The 23,939-nt window shown below is 54.3% G+C and carries 23 protein-coding genes; 12 read left to right on the plus strand and 11 right to left on the minus strand.

The window, feature by feature from the left end:
• Positions 1 to 238: 238 nt before the first annotated feature.
• A complete protein-coding gene (locus C0560_RS16760; RefSeq protein WP_107702910.1) occupies positions 239 to 1,255 on the plus strand; it encodes a LacI family DNA-binding transcriptional regulator in 1,017 nt (338 codons plus the stop codon).
• On the opposite strand, the gene lysA is transcribed toward C0560_RS16760, so the two are convergent.
• Positions 1,247 to 2,509: a diaminopimelate decarboxylase gene (gene lysA / locus C0560_RS16765; protein WP_123428614.1), complete on the minus strand. Its 1,263-nt coding sequence runs from the start codon at positions 2,507 to 2,509 to the stop codon at positions 1,247 to 1,249. The genes C0560_RS16760 and lysA overlap by 9 nt on opposite strands.
• A 121-nt stretch (positions 2,510 to 2,630) precedes the next feature.
• Between lysA and C0560_RS16770 the strand changes: the two genes are divergently transcribed.
• Positions 2,631 to 3,551, plus strand: coding sequence for a LysR family transcriptional regulator (locus C0560_RS16770; RefSeq protein WP_181826800.1), 921 nt, complete (start codon positions 2,631 to 2,633; stop codon positions 3,549 to 3,551).
• Between the two features lie 4 nt (positions 3,552 to 3,555).
• Here C0560_RS16770 and C0560_RS16775 read toward each other — a convergent pair whose 3' ends face one another.
• A complete protein-coding gene (locus C0560_RS16775) occupies positions 3,556 to 4,248 on the minus strand; it encodes an aspartate/glutamate racemase (protein WP_248859104.1) in 693 nt (230 codons plus the stop codon).
• 136 nt (positions 4,249 to 4,384) lie between these two features.
• Between C0560_RS16775 and C0560_RS16780 the strand changes: the two genes are divergently transcribed.
• Complete coding sequence (locus tag C0560_RS16780) at positions 4,385 to 4,708, plus strand: cupin domain-containing protein (RefSeq protein WP_102104682.1); 324 nt, start codon at positions 4,385 to 4,387, stop codon at positions 4,706 to 4,708.
• 47 nt (positions 4,709 to 4,755) lie between these two features.
• On the opposite strand, the gene wzz(fepE) is transcribed toward C0560_RS16780, so the two are convergent.
• The gene (wzz(fepE), locus tag C0560_RS16785) at positions 4,756 to 5,886 is read right to left on the minus strand and encodes an LPS O-antigen length regulator Wzz(fepE) (protein WP_248859105.1); all 1,131 of its coding nucleotides are present in this window, start codon (positions 5,884 to 5,886) and stop codon (positions 4,756 to 4,758) included.
• 546 nt (positions 5,887 to 6,432) lie between these two features.
• On the opposite strand from wzz(fepE), the gene C0560_RS16790 reads away from it, so the two are divergent.
• From C0560_RS16790 to C0560_RS16810, 5 genes are all read left to right on the plus strand, one after another.
• Positions 6,433 to 7,323 (plus strand): carbohydrate ABC transporter permease, encoded by an 891-nt coding sequence (locus C0560_RS16790; protein ID WP_100779065.1) that lies wholly within the window; start codon positions 6,433 to 6,435, stop codon positions 7,321 to 7,323.
• The gene (locus C0560_RS16795) at positions 7,316 to 8,218 is read left to right on the plus strand and encodes a carbohydrate ABC transporter permease (protein WP_100779064.1); all 903 of its coding nucleotides are present in this window, start codon (positions 7,316 to 7,318) and stop codon (positions 8,216 to 8,218) included. The genes C0560_RS16790 and C0560_RS16795 overlap by 8 nt, the downstream gene beginning before the upstream one ends.
• Before the next feature lie 12 nt (positions 8,219 to 8,230).
• Positions 8,231 to 9,358: an ABC transporter ATP-binding protein gene (locus C0560_RS16800; protein WP_102104684.1), complete on the plus strand. Its 1,128-nt coding sequence runs from the start codon at positions 8,231 to 8,233 to the stop codon at positions 9,356 to 9,358.
• 14 nt (positions 9,359 to 9,372) lie between these two features.
• Positions 9,373 to 10,659, plus strand: coding sequence for an ABC transporter substrate-binding protein (locus C0560_RS16805; RefSeq protein WP_123428604.1), 1,287 nt, complete (start codon positions 9,373 to 9,375; stop codon positions 10,657 to 10,659).
• A gap of 66 nt (positions 10,660 to 10,725) precedes the next feature.
• Entirely contained in the window at positions 10,726 to 11,853 is a 1,128-nt protein-coding gene (locus tag C0560_RS16810) for an oligogalacturonate lyase family protein (RefSeq protein WP_248859106.1), read from the plus strand.
• 39 nt (positions 11,854 to 11,892) lie between these two features.
• Here the strand turns inward: C0560_RS16810 and C0560_RS16815 are convergent, their stop codons facing one another.
• The 3 genes from C0560_RS16815 to kduI all read right to left on the minus strand — a co-directional run bounded on the left by C0560_RS16815 (position 11,893) and on the right by kduI (position 15,283).
• Entirely contained in the window at positions 11,893 to 13,311 is a 1,419-nt protein-coding gene (locus tag C0560_RS16815) for a sugar porter family MFS transporter (protein ID WP_255409579.1), read from the minus strand.
• Between the two features lie 310 nt (positions 13,312 to 13,621).
• Positions 13,622 to 14,383: a 2-dehydro-3-deoxy-D-gluconate 5-dehydrogenase KduD gene (gene kduD / locus C0560_RS16820; protein WP_100779059.1), complete on the minus strand. Its 762-nt coding sequence runs from the start codon at positions 14,381 to 14,383 to the stop codon at positions 13,622 to 13,624.
• A 63-nt stretch (positions 14,384 to 14,446) separates the two neighbouring features.
• Positions 14,447 to 15,283, minus strand: coding sequence for a 5-dehydro-4-deoxy-D-glucuronate isomerase (kduI, locus tag C0560_RS16825; RefSeq protein ID WP_100779058.1), 837 nt, complete (start codon positions 15,281 to 15,283; stop codon positions 14,447 to 14,449).
• Between the two features lie 457 nt (positions 15,284 to 15,740).
• Between kduI and C0560_RS16830 the strand changes: the two genes are divergently transcribed.
• Positions 15,741 to 16,916: an oligogalacturonate lyase family protein gene (locus C0560_RS16830; protein ID WP_100779057.1), complete on the plus strand. Its 1,176-nt coding sequence runs from the start codon at positions 15,741 to 15,743 to the stop codon at positions 16,914 to 16,916.
• Between the two features lie 178 nt (positions 16,917 to 17,094).
• Here C0560_RS16830 and C0560_RS16835 read toward each other — a convergent pair whose 3' ends face one another.
• From C0560_RS16835 to C0560_RS16845, 3 genes are all read right to left on the minus strand, one after another.
• Complete coding sequence (locus C0560_RS16835) at positions 17,095 to 17,778, minus strand: oligogalacturonate-specific porin KdgM family protein (protein WP_100779056.1); 684 nt, start codon at positions 17,776 to 17,778, stop codon at positions 17,095 to 17,097.
• 324 nt (positions 17,779 to 18,102) lie between these two features.
• Positions 18,103 to 19,281: an acetyl-CoA C-acetyltransferase gene (locus C0560_RS16840; protein WP_100779055.1), complete on the minus strand. Its 1,179-nt coding sequence runs from the start codon at positions 19,279 to 19,281 to the stop codon at positions 18,103 to 18,105.
• 94 nt (positions 19,282 to 19,375) lie between these two features.
• Positions 19,376 to 20,242: a LysR family transcriptional regulator gene (locus C0560_RS16845; RefSeq protein ID WP_100779054.1), complete on the minus strand. Its 867-nt coding sequence runs from the start codon at positions 20,240 to 20,242 to the stop codon at positions 19,376 to 19,378.
• Positions 20,243 to 20,345: 103 nt separating this feature from the next.
• Here C0560_RS16845 and C0560_RS16850 point away from each other — a divergent pair, with 103 nt between their 5' ends.
• Positions 20,346 to 20,804 carry a multidrug/biocide efflux PACE transporter gene (locus tag C0560_RS16850; protein ID WP_100779053.1) on the plus strand — a complete coding sequence of 153 codons (459 nt, stop codon included), beginning with the start codon at positions 20,346 to 20,348 and terminating at the stop codon, positions 20,802 to 20,804.
• 118 nt (positions 20,805 to 20,922) lie between these two features.
• Positions 20,923 to 22,152, plus strand: coding sequence for an amino acid permease (locus tag C0560_RS16855; protein WP_123428598.1), 1,230 nt, complete (start codon positions 20,923 to 20,925; stop codon positions 22,150 to 22,152).
• Positions 22,153 to 22,189: 37 nt separating this feature from the next.
• Here C0560_RS16855 and C0560_RS16860 read toward each other — a convergent pair whose 3' ends face one another.
• Together C0560_RS16860 and C0560_RS16865 are read right to left on the minus strand one after the other, a co-directional pair.
• A complete protein-coding gene (locus C0560_RS16860; RefSeq protein WP_123428596.1) occupies positions 22,190 to 22,717 on the minus strand; it encodes a GNAT family N-acetyltransferase in 528 nt (175 codons plus the stop codon).
• Positions 22,718 to 22,721: 4 nt separating this feature from the next.
• Entirely contained in the window at positions 22,722 to 23,192 is a 471-nt protein-coding gene (locus C0560_RS16865; protein WP_123428594.1) for an Lrp/AsnC family transcriptional regulator, read from the minus strand.
• Between the two features lie 114 nt (positions 23,193 to 23,306).
• Here C0560_RS16865 and C0560_RS16870 point away from each other — a divergent pair, with 114 nt between their 5' ends.
• Complete coding sequence (locus C0560_RS16870; RefSeq protein WP_100779049.1) at positions 23,307 to 23,918, plus strand: LysE family translocator; 612 nt, start codon at positions 23,307 to 23,309, stop codon at positions 23,916 to 23,918.
• Positions 23,919 to 23,939: the final 21 nt, after the last annotated feature.

A 23,939-nucleotide genomic window follows, 5' to 3' on the forward strand; every position in this document is an offset into this window, starting at 1 on the left:
TACAGCCGGATACTATTGGCATACCAAAAATAGCTTCAGGTCGCTCAGGGTTCTGTGATTCAACTCTCAATGCGGCCAGAGGTATTCCAAATCATGATTTTTCACCACTTTGGTATGCCAGTTACCCCGTTTTATGCTGAACCGTGATCGCGATAGGGATTTTCCCCTCGCCGTCTCGCTTATGCGCCTGAGGGTCTGTGATAAACTGCGGACGATTACGTGAATGCAGGAATGTCTAATGGCAACAATGCTGGATGTCTCACTACGCGCGGGTGTGTCGAAAGCCACGGTCTCGCGCGTGCTGAATGGCACAGGTCAGGTCAAAGAGAGTACGCGTCAGCAGGTATTTAACGCGATGGAAGAGCTGGGCTATCGCCCAAATTTCCTCGCGCAGTCGCTGGCGAACCAGACCAGCAACAGCATTGGTCTGGTGGTCTCTACCTTTGACGGTTTTTACTTTGGTCGTCTGCTGCAGCAGGCGTCGCGCCAGACGGAAACGCACGGCAAGCAGCTGATCGTCACCGACGGCCACGACGCGCCTGAGCGTGAAGAGCAGGCGGTGCAAATGCTGGCAGACCGCCAGTGCGACGCCATTGTGCTGTACACGCGCTATATGAGCGAAAAAGCGATCATGAAGCTTATCAACAGCGTGAAAATGCCGCTGGTGGTGATTAACCGCGACGTCAGTCTGGCGCGCGATCGATGCGTGTTTTTCGAGCAACAGGAAGCGGCGTTTAAAGCGGTCGATTATCTGATTAGCCAGGGCCATCGGGAGATCGCCTGCATTACAGTGCCCATTCATACCCCAACGGGTAAAGCACGTCTGATGGGCTATCGTCAGGCGCTGGAAAAACACGGCATTGCCTGGGACGATCGTCGGGTGAAGTATGGGGATGCGGGCATGACGCGGGGATATGAGCTGTGCAACGAGCTGCTCAGCGAGAAAGTCCCCTTTACCGCTCTGTTTGCCTGTAACGATGATATGGCGCTCGGCTCGTCTAAAGCACTGCATCAGGCCGGGCTGCATATTCCGCAGGACATTTCGCTGTTTGGTTTTGACGACGCGCCGAGCGCCAAATGGCTGGAACCCGCCCTCTCCACCGTCTATCTGCCAATCGATAATATGATCGTCACGGCTATCGATCAGGCGGTTCGGCTGGCAAACCACCAGCCGATCGAGACGATCCCGCCGTTTACCGGTACGCTCATGTTGCGCGATTCGGTCACGACAGGGCCGTTTTACACCTCAAAATAGTTCGAGCGCGAGCAGCTCTTCAATGGTCTGGCGACGGCGAATCAGCCGCGCCACACCGTTATCGAATAGCACTTCTGGCAGCAACGGACGGCTGTTGTAGTTGGACGACATCGACGCACCATATGCCCCCGTATCGTGCAGCACCAGATAATCTCCCGGCGCAACAACAGGCAGCGCGCGGGTTTCCACTTTGCCCCCTTCCTGCTGGGTAAAGACATCGCCCGATTCGCACAGCGGACCGGCGACCACGGTATCAACCCGCGGCGCCTGCGTTAAATCACGACCATCCGCCGCCAGCGCGGTAATGTGGTGATAGCTGCCGTACATCGCCGGGCGCATCAGATCGTTAAAGCCCGCATCCACCAGCACGAAGTGTCGGCTCCCCATCGCCTTCACGCTGCGGACCTGAGTAACCAGCACACCGGACTCTGCCACCAGGAAACGTCCCGGCTCGATTTCCAGTTTGACTGCATGGCCCAGATGGGCGGCAATTTTGTCGCGCGCCGCGCTCCAGAGGCCGTAGTAGTGATCGGTATCGATCGCCTCTTCCCCTTCGCGATATGGGATCGACAGGCCGCCACCGGCGGAGATCGCCTCCAGATCCTGACCGAATTCGATCACCTGGCGCACCATCGCGCCGCACACCTGCTCAAGATGACCGTAGTCGACGCCGGAACCGATGTGCATGTGAATGCCCACCAGCGTCAAGTTGTAGCGCTGCAGCACTTCCAGTGCCGCAGGGAGGTCGGTATACCAGATGCCGTGCTTGCTGTTTTCACCGCCGGTGTTGGTTTTCTGGCTGTGCCCGTGACCAAAACCCGGATTGACTCGCAGCCACACGCGGTGGCCCGGCGAAACTTGCCCCAGCTGTTCCAGCATATCCACCGAACCGGCGTTGACCGGGATCTGCAGCTCATGCACGCGGGCGAGCGTCGCGCTGTCAATCACGTCAGCGGTGAAGACAATCGCCTCGCCGTCGTGCTTCGGATCGTACCCTGCCGCCAGCGCACGTTCGATTTCACCCAGCGAAACGGAATCCACTTTCACGCCCTGCTCGCGCATCAGACGCAGAATATGGATGTTAGAGCAGGCTTTCTGCGCGAAACGCACCACGTCAAACTGATGCAGCGCCGCAATCTTTTCGCGAACGATCTGCGCGTCATAAACCCAGACCGGGCAGCCAAACTCAGCGGGTAAGCGCAGCAGGTTCTCGGCATTCAGATCGGTATCGGTACTGTTCAGGGGGCGTGGCATGGTGTTCTCCGGGTAACGTCATTTTTTAACATTACGCCACAGCGCGAAGAGAATAAAAAATATCGTTTTATCGCGAGTCTATGCAAAAATGATATGGATTCCCGATCAAAACAGGTGCCCTATGCCCGCCGTTAACCTACGCCATATCGAAATTTTTCACGCGGTGATGACCACCGGTAATCTGACCGAAGCCGCGCAGATGCTGCACACCTCGCAGCCCACGGTGAGCCGCGAGCTGGCGCGGTTTGAAAAAGTGTTAGGGCTGACGCTGTTTGAACGTACGCGCGGCAGGCTGCATCCGACGGTGCAGGGTTTGCGCTTGTTCGAAGAAGTTCAGCGCTCGTGGTACGGCCTGGACCGCATCGTCAGTGCAGCGGAGAGTCTGCGGGAATTTCGCCAGGGCGAGCTGTCGATTGTCTGCCTGCCGGTCTTTTCCCAGTCGTTCCTGCCGCCGCTGATTCAGCCGTTTCTCGCCCGCTATCCCGACGTCAACCTCACTATTGTGCCGCAGGAGTCGCCGCTGCTTGAAGAGTGGCTCTCGGCGCAGCGTCACGATTTAGGCCTGACCGAAACCCTGGTCACACCTGCGGGAACGGAGCGCACTGAACTGCTGTCTCTGGATGAAGTCTGCGTGCTGCCTGAGGGCCATCGCCTTGCCAGCAAAAGCGTGCTGACACCGGCGGATTTCCACGGTGAAAACTATATCAGCCTGTCACAGACCGACAGCTACCGACAGCTGCTGGATACGCTGTTCCAGGAACATCAGATAAAACGAAGGATGGTGGTGGAGACCCACAGCGCGGCGTCCATTTGCGCGATAGTGCGGGCGGGCGTGGGAATTGCGGTGGTGAATCCGCTCACGGCGCTGGACTATGCCGCAAGCGGGATTGTGATCCGCCGCTTTAGCATTTCCGTTCCCTTTACCGTGAGCCTGATTCGTCCGCTGCATCGCCCGGCTTCTGCGCTGGTTGATGCGTTTACGGCGCATCTGGTGGAGCACTCCCACCGGGTGGCGCAGCAGTTACCGGACCTGCAAAACTAGCCACTTACGACAGCATAAACTCGACGGCATCGGCGGCATGAATTGCCGTGGTGTCAAAGACCGGGAGCGCGCTGTCGTCAGCCGGAACCAGCAGGCCAATCTCGGTGCAGCCAAAGATCACCCCTTCGGCGCCCTGCTCCGCGAGTTTATCGATCACGCCGAGATAATAGTGGCGCGAGGCGTCGCTGAAGGTACTGAGGCACAACTCTTCAAAGATGATCTGGTTAATGCGCGCCCTGTCGGCCTCGTTGGGGATCAGACTTTCAATGCCGAACTGTGACTCCAGTCGCCCGCGATAAAAATCCTGCTCCATGGTGTAGCGCGTCCCCAGGAGTGCCACGCGCGTCATCCCGCTGGCGGTTATGGCCCGCCCGGTGGCATCGGCAATATGCAAGAACGGCAGCGAGCAGCTTTCCTCAATATGTGACGCTACTTTATGCATGGTATTGGTACAGAGCAGAATGCCTTCCGCGCCCGCACGCTCCAGCCCGAGGGCAGCTTGTGCGAGGATCTCCCCCGCTTTATCCCACTCGCCGCTGGCCTGGCAGGCCTCTATCTCATGGAAATCGACGCTGTGCAGCAGCAGGCTCGCCGAATGCAGGCCGCCGAGACGTTGTTTGATGCCTTCATTAATCAGGCGATAATAAGGAATGGTGGACTCCCAGCTCATTCCTCCCAGCAGACCGATCGTTTTCATATGTTCTCCTGTTCAGATTTCTCCAGTGAAGCAAACTTGTGATCCTGTTTCCAGTTATTTGGCTTGCCGTTTCCTTTTCACTCGCGCTGATATAAATTAATTAAAACAATGTTTCACTAATTAACAGGACACCACGATGTTTATTTTCCACAAAGAGACACAGCTTGAGGATCTGGGCAATGGCGTGACGCGTCGTATTCTGGCGCACGACGGCAAGATGATGGCGGTGGAAGTCAATTTTGAGCAGGGGGCGATTGGGCCAATGCACAACCATCCGCACGAACAGTTAACCTATGTACTCTCCGGCGAATTCGAGTTCACCATTGGCGAAGAGAAACACGTGGTGACGGCGGGCGACACTCTCTATAAAGAGCCGCACGTGATGCACGGCTGCGTGTGCCTGAAACCTGGCACGCTGCTGGATACCTTCACTCCCGTGCGCGAAGATTTCCTCAAATAAATAAAAAAGGGCGGTTGTTATCCCGCCCTTCTCGTCATCAATGTGATTTAGTTCGTCGCCAGTTCATGCTCTGGTAGCGGTGAACGTGAATGCATTGCCTCACGAATCAGCACGCTGCCACAAGCCACGATTCCACCGATCAGAGCGGCCAGGATAATGATCAGAGCCTTGCCCGGTCCGTCTTTTTTCACCGGCATCGACGGCGAAAGCTGATACTTGAACGGTTCAAAATTCACATCATTGATGGAGAGCTTCTCCAGCTGAGCCAGATGGTATTCGCGGTTCTGGAAATCGGCGTTCAGCTCGGCCACATCTTTCAACGATTTCTCAATTCGCAGTTTCTGCGCAATCCCGTCCGCGCCCAGCGCGATGGAGTAATCAGGATCATCTTTTACCGCCTGACCGTTGCTGTAGACCGGCTTTTTGATTCCGGCGGCGTTTGCCACTTCCAGAGAGTAGTTAAGGCGCTGAAGATTGGTGTTATGGATCGTCGTCAGACGGACACGGTCCAGCTCCAGCCGCTCTTTTTCCATCTGCGTTTTCAGTCCCAGCGCGTTACGCACGTTGAGCATCGTCTCTTTCTCAACGATGGCAGAGATGTAATCGATGTACCCTTTCAGCACGATCTGCGCGTCTTGCGCCGTCGGCGCGCTAAAACTCAACGTCCATGACGCGTAGGGCGCTTTATCGGAATTTTTGGCTGCTGCGTTATCGGTCGCGGTCATGCGTTCAGCAATATTCACCGCCGCGCGATGCAAGTCCTGCGGATCGATCTCAGCATCCTTTAACTGCGCCATCACGAAGGGGGAGGTCTTCAGATACTCTTCCAGCAGCGACTGAGACTGAAACTTTTTGATAAACAGGTTAAAGACGTCCGAACGCTTAACGCTGACATCGACATCCAGCACCTGCAGCGCGATCAGCATTTTCTGCACGTCACTCCACTGGGTTTGCTCTGCGGGGGTCACTACCGCTTTACTGGTCCACTTTTGTGGCAGCAGGAAGGCGGCGATAAGCCCTACTACAGCAAACGCGAAAACCACAGCAATAATCCGCTTTCTGGCAGCAAATAAGATTTCGAAGAGCCCCAGGAGGTCAATTTCTTTCTGGGCAACGACCGGGGGTGGATAACTGGCAAAATGCAGCTCCGTGCTTTTTTTGATATCCATAGCAGACATTCTAATTCTTCTGGTTGAGTTGCAGTGAAATCCTGCCAATCACAGTTAGGTGAAATGGATGATACCCGAAACTAAGAATCATCTGAATGTGCGTTTGCAAAAAATGAGGAATGCGCTACGAAATTTAGTAGTTAGTCGCAATGAGTTATTGAATGTTACAAAGACACATGTTTCACCCGTCACCGATCTCCTCCTTCGGCTTTTCTTCTGTCTAAAAGTCAAAATTGCCAGCCACCTCACCTTATTGAAACAGCGTTTCGACAGCGATCACATTTCCATCATTAATAGAATGACGCAGAAACAAATCGCAATAAAATAAATTAAAACGATGTTTTACAAATCAAGAACAACGGTTCGTTTGTTTTTGAAACCCAGACAAGGCGTGTCCAAATGGAATGATAAAACATCTTATTTATCAGCAGGTAAATGGAGTAGACCTCGTGCGACGCACACCGAACACTCGCTTCCCCGTCTCGTAAAACCGATGCGGGCAGCAGCACCACCAGCAGATTCCGTTTTAAACCATTGATTGCCAGGTAGGTATGTATGAATGAAAACAAAATGCTGGGGCTAGCGTGGATATCACCCTACATAATCGGGTTGATAATCTTTACCGCGTTTCCCTTTGTTTCATCTTTCTTTCTCAGTTTCACTGATTACGATCTGATGAGCCCGCCGGTATTTAACGGCATTGAAAACTACCGCTACATGTTTACAGAAGATACCCTCTTCTGGAAATCCATGGGCGTCACTTTTGCCTATGTATTTTTGACCATCCCGCTGAAGCTGGCCTTTGCGCTGGGAATTGCGTTTGTCCTGAACTTTAAATTACGCGGCATTGGATTCTTCCGAACAGCCTATTATATTCCGTCAATCCTCGGCAGCTCCGTCGCTATTGCCGTTCTGTGGCGCGCGCTGTTTGCGATTGATGGCCTGCTGAACAGCTTTATCGGCGTATTTGGTCTGGACCCGGTGAACTGGCTCGGTGAACCGTCTCTGGCGCTGATGTCCGTCACCTTACTGCGCGTCTGGCAGTTTGGTTCCGCTATGGTCATCTTCCTGGCCGCTCTGCAAAACGTTCCGCAGTCTCAGTATGAAGCGGCGATGATCGACGGCGCTTCCAAATGGCAGATGTTCATGAAAGTGACCGTGCCGCTGATTACACCAGTGATCTTCTTCAACTTCATTATGCAGACCACCCAGGCGTTCCAGGAATTTACCGGTCCGTACGTGATAACGGGCGGTGGACCAACCTATTCGACCTATCTGTTCTCGCTTTACATCTACGACACCGCCTTCAAGTACTTTGATATGGGTTACGGCGCAGCGCTGGCCTGGATCCTGTTCCTGGTCGTCGCGGTCTTTGCCGCTATCGCCTTTAAATCTTCGAAATACTGGGTGTTCTACTCTGCCGATAAGGGAGGCAAAAATGGCTGATATTCAGGAACTCTCCACGGCGAGAAGCATCGCGGAACGCGAAGTGGCCCGCACGCTGCGCAAAGAGAAAATCAACGCCAGTATCCGCTACGTGATCCTGCTGTTTGTTGGCCTGCTGATGCTCTATCCGCTGGTGTGGATGTTCTCGGCGTCGTTCAAACCGAACCACGAGATCTTCACCACCCTGAGCCTGTGGCCCGCACACGCCACCTGGGACGGCTTTATCAACGGCTGGAAAACCGGTACCGAGTACAACTTTGGCCATTACATGCTGAACACCTTTAAGTATGTGATCCCGAAAGTGATTCTGACCATTATCTCCTCCACCATCGTGGCGTACGGCTTTGCCCGCTTCGAGATCCCATGGAAGAAATTCTGGTTCGCCACGCTCATCACCACCATGCTCCTGCCGAGCACCGTACTGCTGATCCCGCAGTACCTGATGTTCCGCGAAATGGGCATGCTGAACAGCTATATGCCGCTGTACCTGCCGCTGGCGTTCGCCACCCAAGGGTTCTTCGTCTTCATGCTGATTCAGTTCCTGCGCGGTGTTCCGCGTGACATGGAAGAGGCCGCACAGATCGACGGCTGCAACTCCCTGCAGGTGCTGTGGTATGTGGTGGTGCCGATTCTGAAACCGGCCATTATCTCCGTCGCATTGTTCCAGTTCATGTGGTCAATGAACGACTTTATCGGGCCGCTGATTTATGTCTACAGCGTGGATAAATACCCGATTGCACTGGCTCTGAAAATGTCCATCGACGTCACCGAAGGTGCGCCGTGGAACGAAATTCTGGCAATGGCGAGCATCTCCATTCTGCCATCCATCATTGTCTTCTTCCTGGCACAGCGCTACTTCGTACAGGGCGTAACCAGCAGCGGAATTAAAGGTTAAGAGGGAAATATCATGGCTGAAGTTATTTTCAACAAACTGGAAAAGGTTTACTCCAACGGCTTCAAAGCGGTACATGCTATCGACCTGAAAATCGCTGAGGGGGAATTTATGGTGATCGTCGGGCCATCCGGCTGCGCCAAATCGACCACTCTGCGTATGCTGGCGGGTCTTGAGACCATCAGCGGTGGCGAAGTCCGCATCGGTGAGAAGATCGTCAACAACCTCGCGCCAAAAGAGCGCGGAATTGCGATGGTGTTCCAGAACTACGCGCTCTATCCGCACATGACCGTGCGTGAAAACCTGGCCTTCGGTCTGAAGCTCAGCAAAATGCCGAAAGATCAGATTGAAGCACAGGTCAACGAAGCGGCGAAAATCCTCGAACTTGAAGAGCTGCTGGACCGTTTACCGCGCCAGCTCTCCGGCGGTCAGGCACAGCGTGTGGCCGTGGGTCGCGCCATCGTCAAAAAACCTGACGTGTTCCTGTTCGATGAACCGCTCTCCAACCTCGACGCCAAGCTGCGCGCCTCGATGCGTATCCGTATTTCTGACCTGCACAAACAGCTGAAGAAATCCGGTAAACCGGCGACCACCGTTTACGTCACCCACGATCAGACGGAAGCGATGACCATGGGCGACCGCATCTGCGTGATGAAACTCGGTCACATCATGCAGGTGGATACCCCGGACAACCTCTACCACAAACCGAAAAACATGTTCGTGGCCGGGTTTATCGGCGCACCTGAGATGAATATTCGCGCCACTCGACTGGTCGATCAGCAGGGCCGTCTGGCGCTGAGCATCGGCAATGAAACGATGCCATTAAGCGAAACCCTGCACGACAAAGTGGTCGGCCATCAGGCGCAAGACACCTTCTACGGCATCCGCCCGGAATTCGTCTCTGTCTCTGACGAGCCGTTCGCAGAAGGTAGCTGCAGCGGCGAGCTGGTACGCGTAGAGAACATGGGTCACGAGTTCTTCGTCTACCTGAAAGTCTCTGATTACGAACTGACTGCCCGAATTCCTTCCGATGAAGCTAAGCCTATGATTGATAAAGGACTTCATCGTAAGGTGTATTTCAAGTTTGATATGAATAAGTGCCACATTTTTGATGCAAAAACTGAACTGAACATCTCAATCTAACTGGAGTTATAAAAATGAAAAAAGTGCTTTTAAGCGCAGCAATCTCCGCTACCCTGGGCCTTACTGCTTTGCCATCGATGGCGCAAGATGTTGATTTACGTATGTCCTGGTGGGGGGGTAATGGCCGCCATCAGGTTACCCTGAAAGCGTTAGAAGAGTTCCACAAACAGCATCCGGACATTAACGTCAAAGCCGAATACACCGGCTGGGACGGCCACCTGTCGCGTCTGACCACCCAGATTGCGGGCGGCACCGAGCCGGACGTTATGCAGACTAACTGGAACTGGCTGCCGATCTTCTCGAAAACCGGCGACGGCTTCTACGATCTCAACAAAATGAAAGACGTGATCGACTTAAGTCAGTTCGATGCCAAAGAGCTGCAGTCCACCACTGTCGACGGCAAGCTGAACGGTATCCCGATCTCCGTGACCGCGCGCGTGTTCTATTTTAACGATGAGACCTGGAAAAAAGCGGGCGTCGAATACCCGAAAACCTGGGACGAGCTGAAAGCAGCCGGGAAAGCTTTTGAGAGCAAACTGGGTAAACAGTATTACCCGGTGGTTCTGGAACATCAGGATACGCTGGCACTGCTGAACTCCTACATGATTCAGAAATACAACATTCCAGCTGTTGACGAAAAAGCGAAAAAATTCTCCTACAGCAAAGAGCAGTGGGTGGAGTTCTTCCAGACTTACAAAGATCTGGTGGATAGCCACGTGATGCCAGACACCAAATACTACGCGTCATTCGGCAAGAGCAACATGTATGAAATGAAGCCGTGGATCCAGGGGGAATGGGGCGGTACCTACATGTGGAACTCCACCATTAACAAGTATTCCGACAACCTGAAGCCACCGGCGAAACTGGAGCTGGGCAGCTACCCAATGCTGCCAGGCGCAACGGATGCGGGCCTGTTCTTCAAACCGGCGCAGATGCTCTCTATCGGTAAATCGAGCAAAAACCCGGAAGCCGCAGCAAAAGTCATTAACTTCCTGCTGAACAGCAAAGAAGGGGTGGATACGCTGGGTCTGGAGCGCGGCGTGCCGCTGAGTAAAGTGGCGGTGCAATACCTGACAGAAGACGGCACCATCAAAGAGAACGATCCGGCCGTTGCGGGCCTGCGCCTGGCGCAGTCTCTGCCAGCCAAACTCTCTGTCTCGCCATACTTTGACGACCCGCAGATCGTGGCGCAGTTCGGCACCTCCCTGCAGTATCTCGACTACGGTCAGAAATCCGTGGAAGAGACGGCAACCGACTTCCAGCGTCAGGCTGAACGTATCCTGAAACGCGCGATGCGCTAATTCCAGTGACCTTCCCTGCCCTGCCACCTCCGGTGGCAGGGTATTTTTTTATCCGGAGAACACGCTATGAAAGGCAAAATCATCCCGCTGAATTTTCGCACGCGCCAGGACAGTGAAACGGGGCACGAGGTGATACGGATGACGCCCCCGCACATCATTTGTCACCGCAACTACTTCTATCAAAAGTGTTTTACTCAGGACGGCAGCAAGCTGATTTTTGGCGGCGCGTTTGAGGGCCACTGGAACTACTACCTGCTGGATATCGCCAGAGAGCAGGCCACCCAGCTCACCGACGGTGCGGGTGATAACACCTTTGGCGGGTTCTTATCTCATGATGATAACTCGCTGTGGTATGTGAAAAACAACCGCGAACTGCGGCGCGTCTGTCTCGACAGTTTCGAAGAGCAGATTGTGTATGCGGTCGACGACGAGTGGGTGGCGTATGGCACCTGGGTCGCGAATTCAGACTGCACAAAACTGGTCGGGATCGAAATCAAAAAGCGTGACTGGCAGCCGTTGACCGACTGGAGCAAGTTCCGCGCCTTTTACTTTACCCAGCCCGAATGCCGCCTGATCAATATTGATCTACGCACCGGCGAGCAGCAGGTGATTTTGCAGGAAAAACGCTGGCTCGGGCATCCGATCTATCGTCCGTTTGACGACAGCACAGTGGCGTTTTGCCATGAAGGACCGCGAGATGCCATCGACGCCCGTATGTGGCTCATCAATCCCGACGGCAGCCAGCTTCGCAAGGTGCGCCAGCATGCGCCGGGGGAAAGTTTTACCCATGAATTCTGGGTGCCGGATGGTTCCGCGCTCTATTACGTCGCGCACAAGGAGAACGATCCTCAGCGCTATCTTTGCAGCGCCGATCCACTGACGCTGGAAAATCGTCAGCTGATGGCAATCCCGCCCTGTTCGCATCTGATGAGTAACCACGACGGCTCACTGATTGTGGGCGACGGCGCGCCGCACAACACGGGCGATATCAGCCTGAACGATCCTTTTATCTGGGTATTTAATATTGCGACCGGAACGCAACACGCCGTTTGCCAGCATAACACCAGCTGGAAAGTGCTTGATGGGGACCGCCAGGTGACGCATCCACACCCGTCGTTCTCGCCGGATAATCAGTGGGTGTTGTATACGTCGGATGAGGAAGGGATGCCGGCGTTGTATTTAGCGCGAGTGTAAAAAAAGCCCGGCAGGCGTAGCGCCGCCGGGCAGCAAAAATCAGACGCCGATATTGCGTAACTTCTCCCCCGCCATCAGCTTGCGTTCGATATGTTCCAGCGTGACGTTTTTGGTTTCAGGAATCAGCCAGAACGTGATGCCGATAAACGCCACATTCAGCACCGTATAGAGCCAGAAGGTTCCCGCTGCGCCGATGGAGTCGAGCAGCGTCAGGAAGGTCGCGCCGATAATCATGTTCGACACCCAGTTGGTGGTAGTGGAACAGGTGATACCAAAGTCGCGGCACTTCAGCGGCTGAATTTCCGAGCACAGGATCCACACCACCGGCGCAGCGCTCATCGCGTAACCCGCGATGCACATCATGGTCATGCCGACGGAGAGCCAGGAGAGACTGCTGGAAGCCGTGCCGTTATCGAACTGCATCAGACAGTAACCGAGGATCAGCGTTCCGAGCGCCATCACGCTGAAACCAATTTTCAGCGCCGGTTTGCGCCCCGCTTTATCGACGGTAAATACGGCGATAAAGGTGGCGAACATAAAGGTCAGGCCCACCACCAGCGTGGCGATCATCTGCTGTTCGGTGGTGGTAAAACCGGCCATTTTGAAAATGCGCGGCGCGTAATACATGATGATGTTCATCCCGGTAAACTGCTGCATCGCCTGCAGCAACATCCCAAGAAACACCGCGCGGCGCACGTTGCGGTTGGCTTTAAACAGCGACCAGCCGCCCTGCTTCAGCTTCAGGCTTTCGCGGATTTCATTCAGCTCTTCGCGCGCTTTTTCCGAGGTATCGCGCAGCATCCGCAGCACTTCTTCCGCCTCCACGTGGCGCCCTTTTTGTGCCAGCCAGCGCGGGCTGTTCGGCAAGAAAATCACCAGCACCATCAGCAGTACGGCGGGCAGCGCCAGCACGCCCAGCATTGCGCGCCAGTTGCCGCTATAGCTGAAATAAGTATCCGAAAGAAATGCCAGCACGATACCCAACGTCACCATCAGCTGGTACATGCTGATCATTTTACCGCGCACGTTTTCACTCGCCATTTCAGAGAGGTAGAGCGGGGCCGTGTAGGATGCAATCCCCACCGCTACGCCCAGCAGCACCCGGGAAAGCAGTAACGCTTCAACGCCTGTGGCAAACGCGGAACCGAGCGAACCGGCGACAAACAGCACTGCCCCCACCATCAGGCTGTATTTGCGCCCCAGCCGGAAAGAGAGCCAGCCGTTGAACAGGGCACCCAGCGCCGCGCCGAGCATCATGCTGCTCACCACCCACTCCTGCAGACGGCTGCTAAGCGTAAAGTGGTCGGTGATAAACGGCAGCGCACCGGCGATCACGCCGATATCCAGCCCAAACAGTAAACCGGCCACCGCCGCTGAAACGGACACGAACAGATTCATTCTGCGGGTATCGCGCAGGGCGCGGGGCATAAAGGTAGAGTCATTGATAGATGTCATAATTTCCTGCCTGAACAGCGTTAAGACGTTAACTGAAATTACGAGAAAGCCAGCAAAAGTGTCAGGCCGTTAGACGCGAAGTTATGGATTATTTGGCTGGGCAGTAGCGAACTGTGATGGACATTACAATTTCAACTCTGGGTAATTAATCACCATTTATTGTTAATGCATTAATTTATAGGCAATAAAGTTGTGATATGCATCCATCATGGATTTTCACTATGGATTTTATGACTTTGCGAATATGGACAAGCTGATTTTTTGGCAAAAAAAACCTCCGCACCAGGCAGAGGTTTTCTTTATAAGGCGAGAATTAACGCGCCAGCCAGCCACCGTCCACCGCAACGGTGTAGCCGTTGATGTAGTCAGATGCCGGGGAGGCCAGGAAGACAATCGGCCCCATCAGATCGCTTGGCAGACCCCAACGGCCCGCCGGGATGCGGTCGAGAATTTCCGCGCTACGCTGTTCATCCGCACGCAGCTGCTGGGTGTTGTTGGTCGCCATATAGCCTGGTGCAATCGCGTTGACGTTGATGTTGTGCTTCGCCCACTCGTTTGCCAGCAGACGGGTCACGCCCATCACGGCGCTTTTTGACGCGGTGTAAGACGGCACACGGATGCCACCCTGGAAAGAGAGCATGGAGGCGATATTGATGATCTTGCCGCCGTTACCCTGGGCGATAAAGTGTTTCGCCGCCGCCTGAGACATGAAGAACACGCTCTTAATGTTCAGGTTCATCACGTCATCCCAGTCGCGCTCGCTGAAGTTGATCGCGTCTTCACGACGAATCAGACCCGCGTTGTTGACCAGCACATCGATATGACCAAATTCCGCCACGGCGCGATCCAGCAGTTCAGGGATCACGTCGATTTTGCGCAGGTCCGCGGTCAGGCTCAGGAAGCGACGACCCAGCGCAGTCACGCGCTCGATGGTTTCAGTCGGTTCAACAATGTTGATCCCCACAATATCGCAGCCCGCTTCCGCCAGACCCAGCGCCATACCCTGGCCCAGGCCGGTGTCACACCCGGTTACGACCGCTACTTTACCCTGCAGAGAAAATGCATCCAGAATCATGTTTGTTCCTTAATCTTTCAGAGCCTGTCACGAACAGGCAGGTTTATGCTTCACTGCCCGCGACTAGCGCAGATCCTTAACAGCGACGTGGTCCATGTCATCGAAGACCTGATTTTCACCGACCATACCCCAGATGAAGGTATAGGCTTTGGTGCCAACACCGGAGTGAATGGACCAGCTCGGCGAAATCACGGCCTGCTCGTTTTGCATCACGATATGGCGCGTCTCTTGTGGCTGCCCCATCATGTGGAACACGCAGGCGTCTTCGTCCATGTTGAAATAGAAATACACTTCCATGCGGCGCTCATGGGTATGGCACGGCATGGTGTTCCACAGGTTGCCTGGGTCCAGTTCGGTCAGGCCCATGCTGAGCTGGCAGGTTTCCAGCACATCAGGAACGAAGTATTTGTTGATGGTGCGGCGGTTGCTGGTGAGGTTGTCACCGAGGGTGACTGGCGCAACATCCGCTGGAGTGACTTTTTTGGTTGGGTATGCCGTATGCGCCGGTGCGCAGTTGTAGTAGAACTTCGCCGGTTTGCTGCTATCGATGCTTGCGAATACCACTTCCTGCGCGCCTTTGCCGACATAGAGGGCATCGCGATGACCGATTTCATAGCAGGTGCCGTCTACCGTGATAGTGCCCGGCCCGCCGATGTTAATCACACCCAGCTCGCGACGCTCCAGGAAGTAGCTGACGCCCAGCTGTTTACCCACTTCGCCACCCACGGAAACGGTTTTAGTGGTTGGCATGATCCCGCCGACGATGATGCGGTCGATGTGGCTGTACACCATGGTGTATTCATCAGCTACAAACACCTTCTCAACTAAAAACTCATCGCGCAGACCCTGAGTATCCAGTGTTTTAGCGTGCGCGCTGTGGATGCTTTGTCTGACGTCCACATTTACCTCCAGAATTGATCGTGCCCGAGGGCAAGGATGATTAACGAAACAACGTTCCGTTTTCTCTATGAGCACATAGTATCCGCTGCGAAATGGGTTTTCAATTACATTTAAAACGATGTTTCACTTTTTCTGCATCTTAATAACAGAAGTGTAGTTTGGATCACGATTGTTAAGCGTTGACAGGGATGCAGAGGTGGCATACGGAAAACAGGTGCAGAATATTTATCATAGTAAACAATCAATTATAAAACCTTTAAGATTTGACCGCAGAGAAAACATTCCACGTTCAAAATCAAAGATAGCCCTGACGACAAACAATTATTCTTACAAAGTGCGCCATCAGTCACACACATTGAAACGATGTTTTGATAATTTAACACTCAGTTTTTAACTTATCTCACATTCAGATCTGACTGGCAGAAAGTATCCTGCGGTCATATTAAAGGAGCGCATCATGGCTAAAGGTATGCGGGTCAAGCTGAACTATGACGTCAGCCGCGATCCGGATACAGGCGTGGAAATCACTCGCCTGACCCCACCGGAAGTAACCTGTCATCGAAACTACTTTTATCAGAAGTGCTTCTTTAATGATGGCAGCCATCTGCTGTTCGCCGGAGAGTTCGACGGCCACTGGAACTACTATCTGCTGGATCTGAAAAAAGCCGAAGCGGTGCAGCTGACGGAAGGCGCGGGTGACAATACGTTTGGCGGTTTTCTCTCGCCGGATGATAAGTCCCTTTATTACGTCAAAAACGACCGCACTCTACTGGAAGTGAATCTGGACACGCTGGTCGAGCGCGAAGTGTATCGCGTCTCCGACGAGTGGGTCGGCTACGGCACCTGGGTCGCCAACAGCGATTGCACCAAACTGGTCGGGATCGAGATCGCCAAAAGCGACTGGACGCCACTGAACGACTGGAAAATTTTCCACGACTTCTTCCACAAAGGGCCACACTGCCGCCTGCTGCGCGTGGATCTGAAAACCGGTGAAAGCGCGACCATTCACGAAGAGAAAAACTGGCTCGGCCACCCTATCTATCGCCCGTTCGACGACAATACCGTCGCCTTCTGCCACGAAGGCCCGCACGACCTGGTGGATGCGCGGATGTGGATGGTGAACGAAGACGGCAGCAATGTGCGCAAAGTGAAAGAGCACGCCGAAGGCGAAAGCTGCACGCACGAATTCTGGGTGCCAAACGGCTCCGCGCTGGTGTATGTCTCGTATCTGAAAGGTCAGCAGGGCCGCACCATTTACAGCTTTAACCCGGACACCGGCGTCAACGACGCGGTCATGCAGATGCCAGCCTGTTCTCATTTGATGAGCAACTTTGACGGCACGCTGCTGGTCGGCGACGGTTCTGGTACGCCGGTGGATGTGAAAGACACCAGCGGTTACACCATCGATAACGATCCTTATCTGTACGCCTTTGACGTGGCGAAAAAAGCGCACTTCCGCATCGCCCGTCACGATACCTCCTGGGCCACCGTGGCAAACAGCCGTCAGGTGACCCATCCGCATCCATCCTTTACTCCGGATGATAAAGCGGTGCTGTTCAGTTCCGATAAAGACGGCAAACCCGCTCTCTATATCGCGAAACTCCCCGAGCAACCTGAAATGTTGCATGCATGATTTAAGTTAGTGTTTCTGTAACTGGCCTTGCCCTCCTCCTGGAGGGCTTTTTTTTGGTTTGAAGAACATCTGTTTGCTCGTGATTTCGACCCGACCAGGCGAATACCCCCTGCCGACAGGCATAAAAAAGCCGGCTCATGCGAGCCGGCTTTTTCCCGGAGGTACTGTTTATTATTATTTAGAAGGAATATGCCACACCTAAACGGAAACGCGTCTGACGTTCGTCGGTCTCTTTCACGCCCACGTTGCCCACTTCCACATACGGCGCCCAGTTTTTATCCCATTTGTATGCCAGCTTAGCGTTATATTCGTTGGAATAATCTTTATTATTATTACGAATCATCCCTTCTGAACTCTTCGCGTAGACATAGTTCAGCTCGGTACGGAAATCACCCATTACCCAGCCTACCCACGCATCGCCACGGTTAACTTTATCGTCGTCTTTATTTGAGCTTGAAGGATAGCGCGTATATTCGTAACGATAACGTGCAGCCACATAGAAGCCACTGTCGAAACTGTATTGCAAATGAAGATTCGGTTTATAGATGGTGCGGCTGTCATTACTTTCGATGGTAAATGCCGGTGTCAGCGCAATATTGTCGGTGGCTTTCCAGCGCCAGCTAATCTGGTCTTCGTGGCCGTTACCGACGACATCCGCAAAAGGCTGGTCGGCTTTATCGCCGCCTGATTTCCATTTTGCTTCAACGGAAAAACCTAAGCCATTGGCGAAGCGGTGTGACACGGAAACACGGTCGGCGTTAGAGCCGCTGTCGATGTATTCGTGACGTAAATCAACGGTAACAGCCTGAGCTGCGAAAGACGCACCAACGAGAGAAGCAAGGACCAGAGATTTTTTAAACATGACAAAACCCTCAAATAAAATTATGTTTCGTTTTTATGAAATTGCATTTTATTTTTTAAATAACGATATTTTAGTGATCGAGATCGTAATTATTTGTTTCAATTTTTTTGGCAAAGATCGACGTGACACCCATCAACAAACATCGGGTATTAAAAGGGAATTTCAGGTTTAAGATCACAAAAAGAGGATATTTGATCAGAATATGAAGTTTCTGGATTTAACTGGAGGCTTTAGAATCATCTCATAAGCGTAAAAATAGATTTCAGCGCACACAAAAAAGCCTCCAATAAGGAGGCTTCTAAAAAGAGACCTATTTCAGTCCGGTTATCTTTCGATGGCGAGCGCCACGCCCTGCCCGCCACCAATGCACAAGGTCGCTAGCCCTTTGCGGGCATTGCGCTTGGTCATCTCATGCACCAGCGAAACTAAAATACGGCAGCCGGATGCGCCAATCGGGTGCCCAAGCGCAATCGCCCCACCGTTGACGTTTACCCGGCTCGGATCCCACTCCAGCATTTTCCCAACCGATATCGCCTGTGCGGCAAACGCTTCATTCACTTCAATCAGATCCACGTCGCTGAGCTGCCAGCCCGCGCGCTCAAGACAGCGGCGCGTGGCATATACGGGAGCGATGCCCATCAGGGCAGGATCGACGCCCACGCTGGCGAACGCTTTGATGCGTGCCAGCACCGGCAGATTCAACTCTTCGGCTTTGCTTTCGCTCATCATCATCACCGCCGCTGCGCCGTCGTTGATCGACGAGGCGTTGCCCGCCGTCACCGAACCGAGCGTTTCAAAGGCAGGATTGAGTTTAGCCAGCCCTTCCGCGCTGGCATCCGTGCGCGGCTGTTCATCCGTATCGATAATCAGCAGCTCGCCGTTGTGGCGCAGGGTGTCCACCGGCACGATTTCATCACGAAAACGCCCTGAGTCGATGGCGGCACGCGCTTTTTGCTGTGAACTGAGCGCATAGGCATCCTGAAGCTCACGGCTGATGCCATATTCCCGCGCCAGGTTTTCTGCGGTCACGCCCATATGGTAATCGTTGAACGCATCCCACAGGCCGTCATGCACCAGGCTATCAAGCAGTTGGCTGTTGCCGAGCTGTGCGCCGGTGCGGCTGTCCGTCAGGACGTGCGGCGCGCGGCTCATGTTCTCCTGGCCGCCGGCAATGATCACATCGGCCTCGCCGCACTGGATCGCCTGCGTCGCCAGATGCAGCGCTTTCAGACCCGAACCGCAGACGTCGTTGATCGTGATCGCCGACACAGTATTCGGCAGCCCGCCTTTCAGTGCCGCCTGACGCGCAGGGTTCTGCCCGGCGCCCGCCGTCAGCACCTGGCCCAGGATCACTTCATCTATTTCATGGGCGGGAATTCCACTGCGTTCGACCAGCGCCCTGACGACCACGCTCCCCAGCTCCACTGCAGAATGGCGAGCCAGCGCGCCCTGGAAACAGCCGATTGCCGTACGCAACGCCCCCACGATCACGACCTCTTTCATCTCTACCTCTGCGCAAAATGACACCGCTGATAGTAGATGCATTGTTATCAACAATTAACGTAATTGTTTAAAATAAGTGAGTTTTGTCACAGGATTAGCGCGCGTCCTGCAGATACTGGCGCAGCCAGCTTCCGGCGACGCCTGGCGGGCTTCGTTTGTTCCACAGAAGATCGATGGCGATGGTGCGCGGCCAGCCGGGAACGTTGATTTGTACCAGGCTTTTCGCCGCGGCGAACTCTTCCACCAGCGCACAGGGCAGCGCGCACCAGCCGAAGCCCTGCACCGCCATGCTGAGGAGCAGCAAATAGTTAGGCGCAGACCAGATGGGGCCGCGCACCTGGGTGGTTTCCCGTTCCAGATAAGTGCTCAGCTGCAGTTCGCGCCAGCCGTGCAGCTCATCCACCTCCACTCTTCCCTGCGCCGCTAGCGGGTGGGTGGTGGCAACATAGATCGCCATCTGGGTTTGCATCGGCAGGCGGATCACGCCGATCCCGGTGGGGTAAATATCGCGCGCTTCCGTAAGACCTACCTGCGCACGCTCTTTTTGCAGCAGATCGATGACATCCTCTTCCTCGCCAATCAAACACTCAAATTCCGTATGTGGGAAACGCTTGTCGAACTGGATCATCAGATCCTCCAGCACGTCCGGGTTGAGCGTGTCCGAGAGCACAAAGGTCAGCCGCGCTTCCGTCTGGGCGGTCAGGGAGACGGCCAGTTCATCCAGCCGCGCACTGGCGGCCAGAATCGACTGCACGTAACCCAGCACCTGCTCGCCCTGTTCGGTTAACACCGGCTGACGGGCGGATCGGTCAAACAGGGCAAACCCCAGATCTGCCTCCAGATTGGCAATCGCGGTGCTGACAGTGGACTGGCTTTTGCGCAGGCGTCGCGCCGCAGCGGAGAACGAACCGGTAGCCACGGTTTCGACAAAAGCGGTAAGGGCTTCGGGAGAGTAGCGCATGATGTATCTATTTTATTGATGGATAGTATCTTTTATATATCACAAATTACGATAAAAATAGGCCACATCAACGCCCATTCCGGCGAATTCATGAGGTCAGGTTATGCAACACAATGTACAAAAACGAAAACTGCCGGAGCGTATCTTCCACGCGGTGTGCTTCGAAGGGATTGCCACGGCAATTCTGGCGCCTACCGCCGCCTGGTTAATGCAGCGTTCGATGGTGGAGATGGGTGGACTCACCATCATCCTGGCGACCACAGCGATGGTCTGGAACATTATCTATAACTATGGATTTGACCGTTTGTGGCCCGTTCACCGCGTAACCCGCACGGCAAAAGTGCGTGCGTTCCATGCTCTGGGCTTTGAGTGCGGCTTTATCGTAATCGGGGTGTCGATCGTCTCGGCGGTGCTCGGCGTAACGCTCCTGCAGGCATTTACCCTGGAGATCGGTTTCTTCCTGTTTTTCCTGCCGTACACCATGTTCTATAACTGGGCGTACGATACGCTGCGCGAAAAAGTCATCAAGCGCCGCCAGCAACGACGCGCCCTGGCGAACTGATCCCTCTAAGGCCGGAACCCTCTTCCGGCCTGACCTGCGACGTCAACTGCGCCTTCAACGCATAATTATGGTAAATTACCCTCCTTTTTGTTCGTTTTATAGTTGATACGTTGCTCTAATGTCGAAAATTTGGTCAAAAGAAGAGACTCTCTGGAGTTTCGCCCTCTACGGCACTGCCGTGGGCGCAGGAACCCTGTTCTTGCCCATTCAGCTCGGCTCCGCAGGCGCGATTGTCCTGCTCATTACGGCCCTCGTGGCTTATCCTTTAACCTACTGGCCGCACAAAGCGCTGGCCCAGTTTATCCTGTCGTCGAACGCCAAAGGCAGTGAAGGGATCACCAGCGCGGTGGCGCACTACTACGGCAAAAAGATCGGCAACCTGATCACCACGCTCTATTTTGTCGCCTTCTTCGTGGTGGTGCTGATTTACGCCGTGGCGATCACCAACTCGATAACAGAACAGCTGGCGAAGCATCTCACCGTTGACACCACCGTGCGCGTGCTGGTGAGTCTTGGCGTGGTGATGGTGCTGAATCTGATCTTCTTAACGGGCCGTCATATCACCCTCAAGGTGATGGGTTTTCTGGTCTTCCCGCTGATCGCCTACTTCCTGTTTGTGTCCCTGTATCTCACCGGCAGCTGGCAGCCGTCGCTGTTGACCAGCCAGATGGCGTTCGATCAGCACACGCTGCACCAGGTATGGATTTCTATTCCAGTGATGGTTTTCGCTTTTAGCCATACGCCAATCATCTCCACTTTCGCCGTCGACAGACGTGAAAAGTACGGTGATGCGGCCATGGGTAAATGCAAAAAAATCATGAAGGTTGCGTACCTGATTATTTGCCTGAGCGTGTTGTTCTTTGTCTTCAGCTGCCTGCTGTCGATTCCGCCGTCGTACATCGTGGCGGCCAAAGAAGAGGGCGTGACAATTCTCTCGGCCCTCTCGATGATGCCATCTTCCCCGGCATGGTTGGGTATTTCGGGCATTGTGGTGGCGATTGTGGCGATGTCGAAATCTTTCCTCGGCACCTATTTTGGGGTCATTGAAGGGGCGACGGAGATCGTTAAATCGTCGCTGCATCAGGTGGGCATTAAGAAAAGCCGCGCCTTTAATCGCGCGGTATCGATCATGGTGGTGTCGTTTATTACCTTCGTGGTCTGTTTCATCAACCCGAACGCGATTTCGATGATTTACGCCATCAGCGGGCCTTTGATCGCCATGATTCTGTTCATCATGCCGACGCTCTCCACCTATCTCATCCCGACGCTGAAACCTTACCGCTCTTTCGGCAATCTGCTGACGCTGATCGTCGGCGTGCTGTGCGTGTCGGTCATGTTTGTCGGTTAGCCCTCATGCAGGCCCGGTGAGCGCTTCGCTTTCCGGGCTACACTTGCCGCGCTATGCGATAGAGTACATGCTCCGCGAGACGATGATCGGGGGCGAGCGCAGGATGCAAAAACTCGCCCTCTTTTATCATCCCCAGGCGTTTCATCAGGTTCTCAGACGGCGCATTCAGCACCGAGGTAAATGAGACCACCTCGCTCAGCCCCAGCGTTTTAAAGCCATACTCTAGCGCCGCCGTGGCCGACTCGTACGCCAGCCCCCGATGCCAGAACGGTTTTGCCAGACGCCAGCCAATCTCCGTGCAGGGTGAAAAGGCAAAACGGTCAGGCTGAGGGTGCAGCCCCAGGCTACCGATAAACTCCCCCGTCGCGGTTAACTCAATGGCCCAAAATCCCCAGCCGCGTTCGGCGATGCCTTCCTGAAATCGCGCGGCAAGATTGTCGCTCTCTTCCCGCGTCAAGGTCGCCGGGAAAAATCGCATGACGTCGCTGTCGCCATTGAGTGCCGCAAAAGGGACCAGATCCTCTGGTCTCCACTGCCGGAGCAGCAGTCGTGGTGTCTCTATCATCGGGTTATCCTTGTTTTAAGGTGTCGAGGGGGAATGGCCGATCCTGCACGACGGTTTTCATCACCAGCGTCGAGCGCAAATGCTGCACGCCAGGCAGTGCCGATAATTTCTCATCGTACAGTTTTTGGAACGCGGGAAGATCGCGCGTGACCACATGCATTAAATAGTCAGGATCGCCGAACAGACGCTGCGCCAGCACGATCTGCGGGATCTCTTCCACCGCCGCCTCAAAGGCGCTGACGGCCCGCTTGTCGCCCTCTTTTAACGTCGCAAAAACAATCGCCACAAAATTGAAGCCCATTTTCGCGGGATCGAGATTTGCGCGATAGCCCGTAATCGCACCGCTCTGCTCCAGGGCGCGCACGCGTCGATGACAGGGCGAGAGGCTTAAGTTTACCCGTTCGGCCAGTTCCGTAAGCGACAGACGGCCATCCACCTGTAGCTCAGCAAGTATTTTTCGATCGATGCTATCCATTTAGAAGAGTTTCTCATTTTAGACCTGTTTTCAGCATAACATTGGAAGCTCATTTCGCCTGGATGTCGATATTCTTTCTTTCCGCTAATGTCGTTTTGGAAGGGTGATCAAAGAATGGAAATGAGTATCGTCGTCGGGTTCTGGCTGGTCTCTTTTCTGCTGATAATGACGCCAGGTGCCGACTGGGCTTATGCCATCAGCGCGGGGATCAACGGGCGGCGCGTGGTACCGGCTGTGATGGGGCTGATGTCCGGGCATTTGCTGGCGACGGTTATTGTGGTGGCGGGTGTCGGAGTGTTGATCGCCGGGCATCCTCTGGCGCTGTCGCTGCTGACCGTCCTGGGTGCCGTCTATTTGCTGTGGCTGGGCGTGACGATTTTGCGCCATCCGGCCACGGTCAGCGCCGCTGAGCAGCAGGACGGAAGCTGGAACCAGTGGGCGCTTAAAGGGCTTTGTATCAGCGGACTGAACCCGAAAGTGTTCCTGCTGTTTCTGGCGCTGCTTCCGCAATTTACCGACCCCAAAGGCAGCTGGTCGGTGCCTGTGCAGATGTCCGCGCTGGCGATGATGCACCTGCTCACCTGCACGCTGATCTACCTGCTGGTGGGCTACGGTTCACGGGCGCTATTAGCCACACGCCCTCAGGCGGCGCGGGTAGTCGGCATGATTTCCGGTGGGGTGATGGTGGTCATATCCGTCATTCTGATTTACGGACAGTTCAGATAAAAAAACACCGGCGGGAGCCGG

Origin of the sequence: Lelliottia sp. AC1, from assembly GCF_023278595.1 — a bacterium.
Taxonomy (GTDB): domain Bacteria; phylum Pseudomonadota; class Gammaproteobacteria; order Enterobacterales; family Enterobacteriaceae; genus Enterobacter; species Enterobacter nimipressuralis.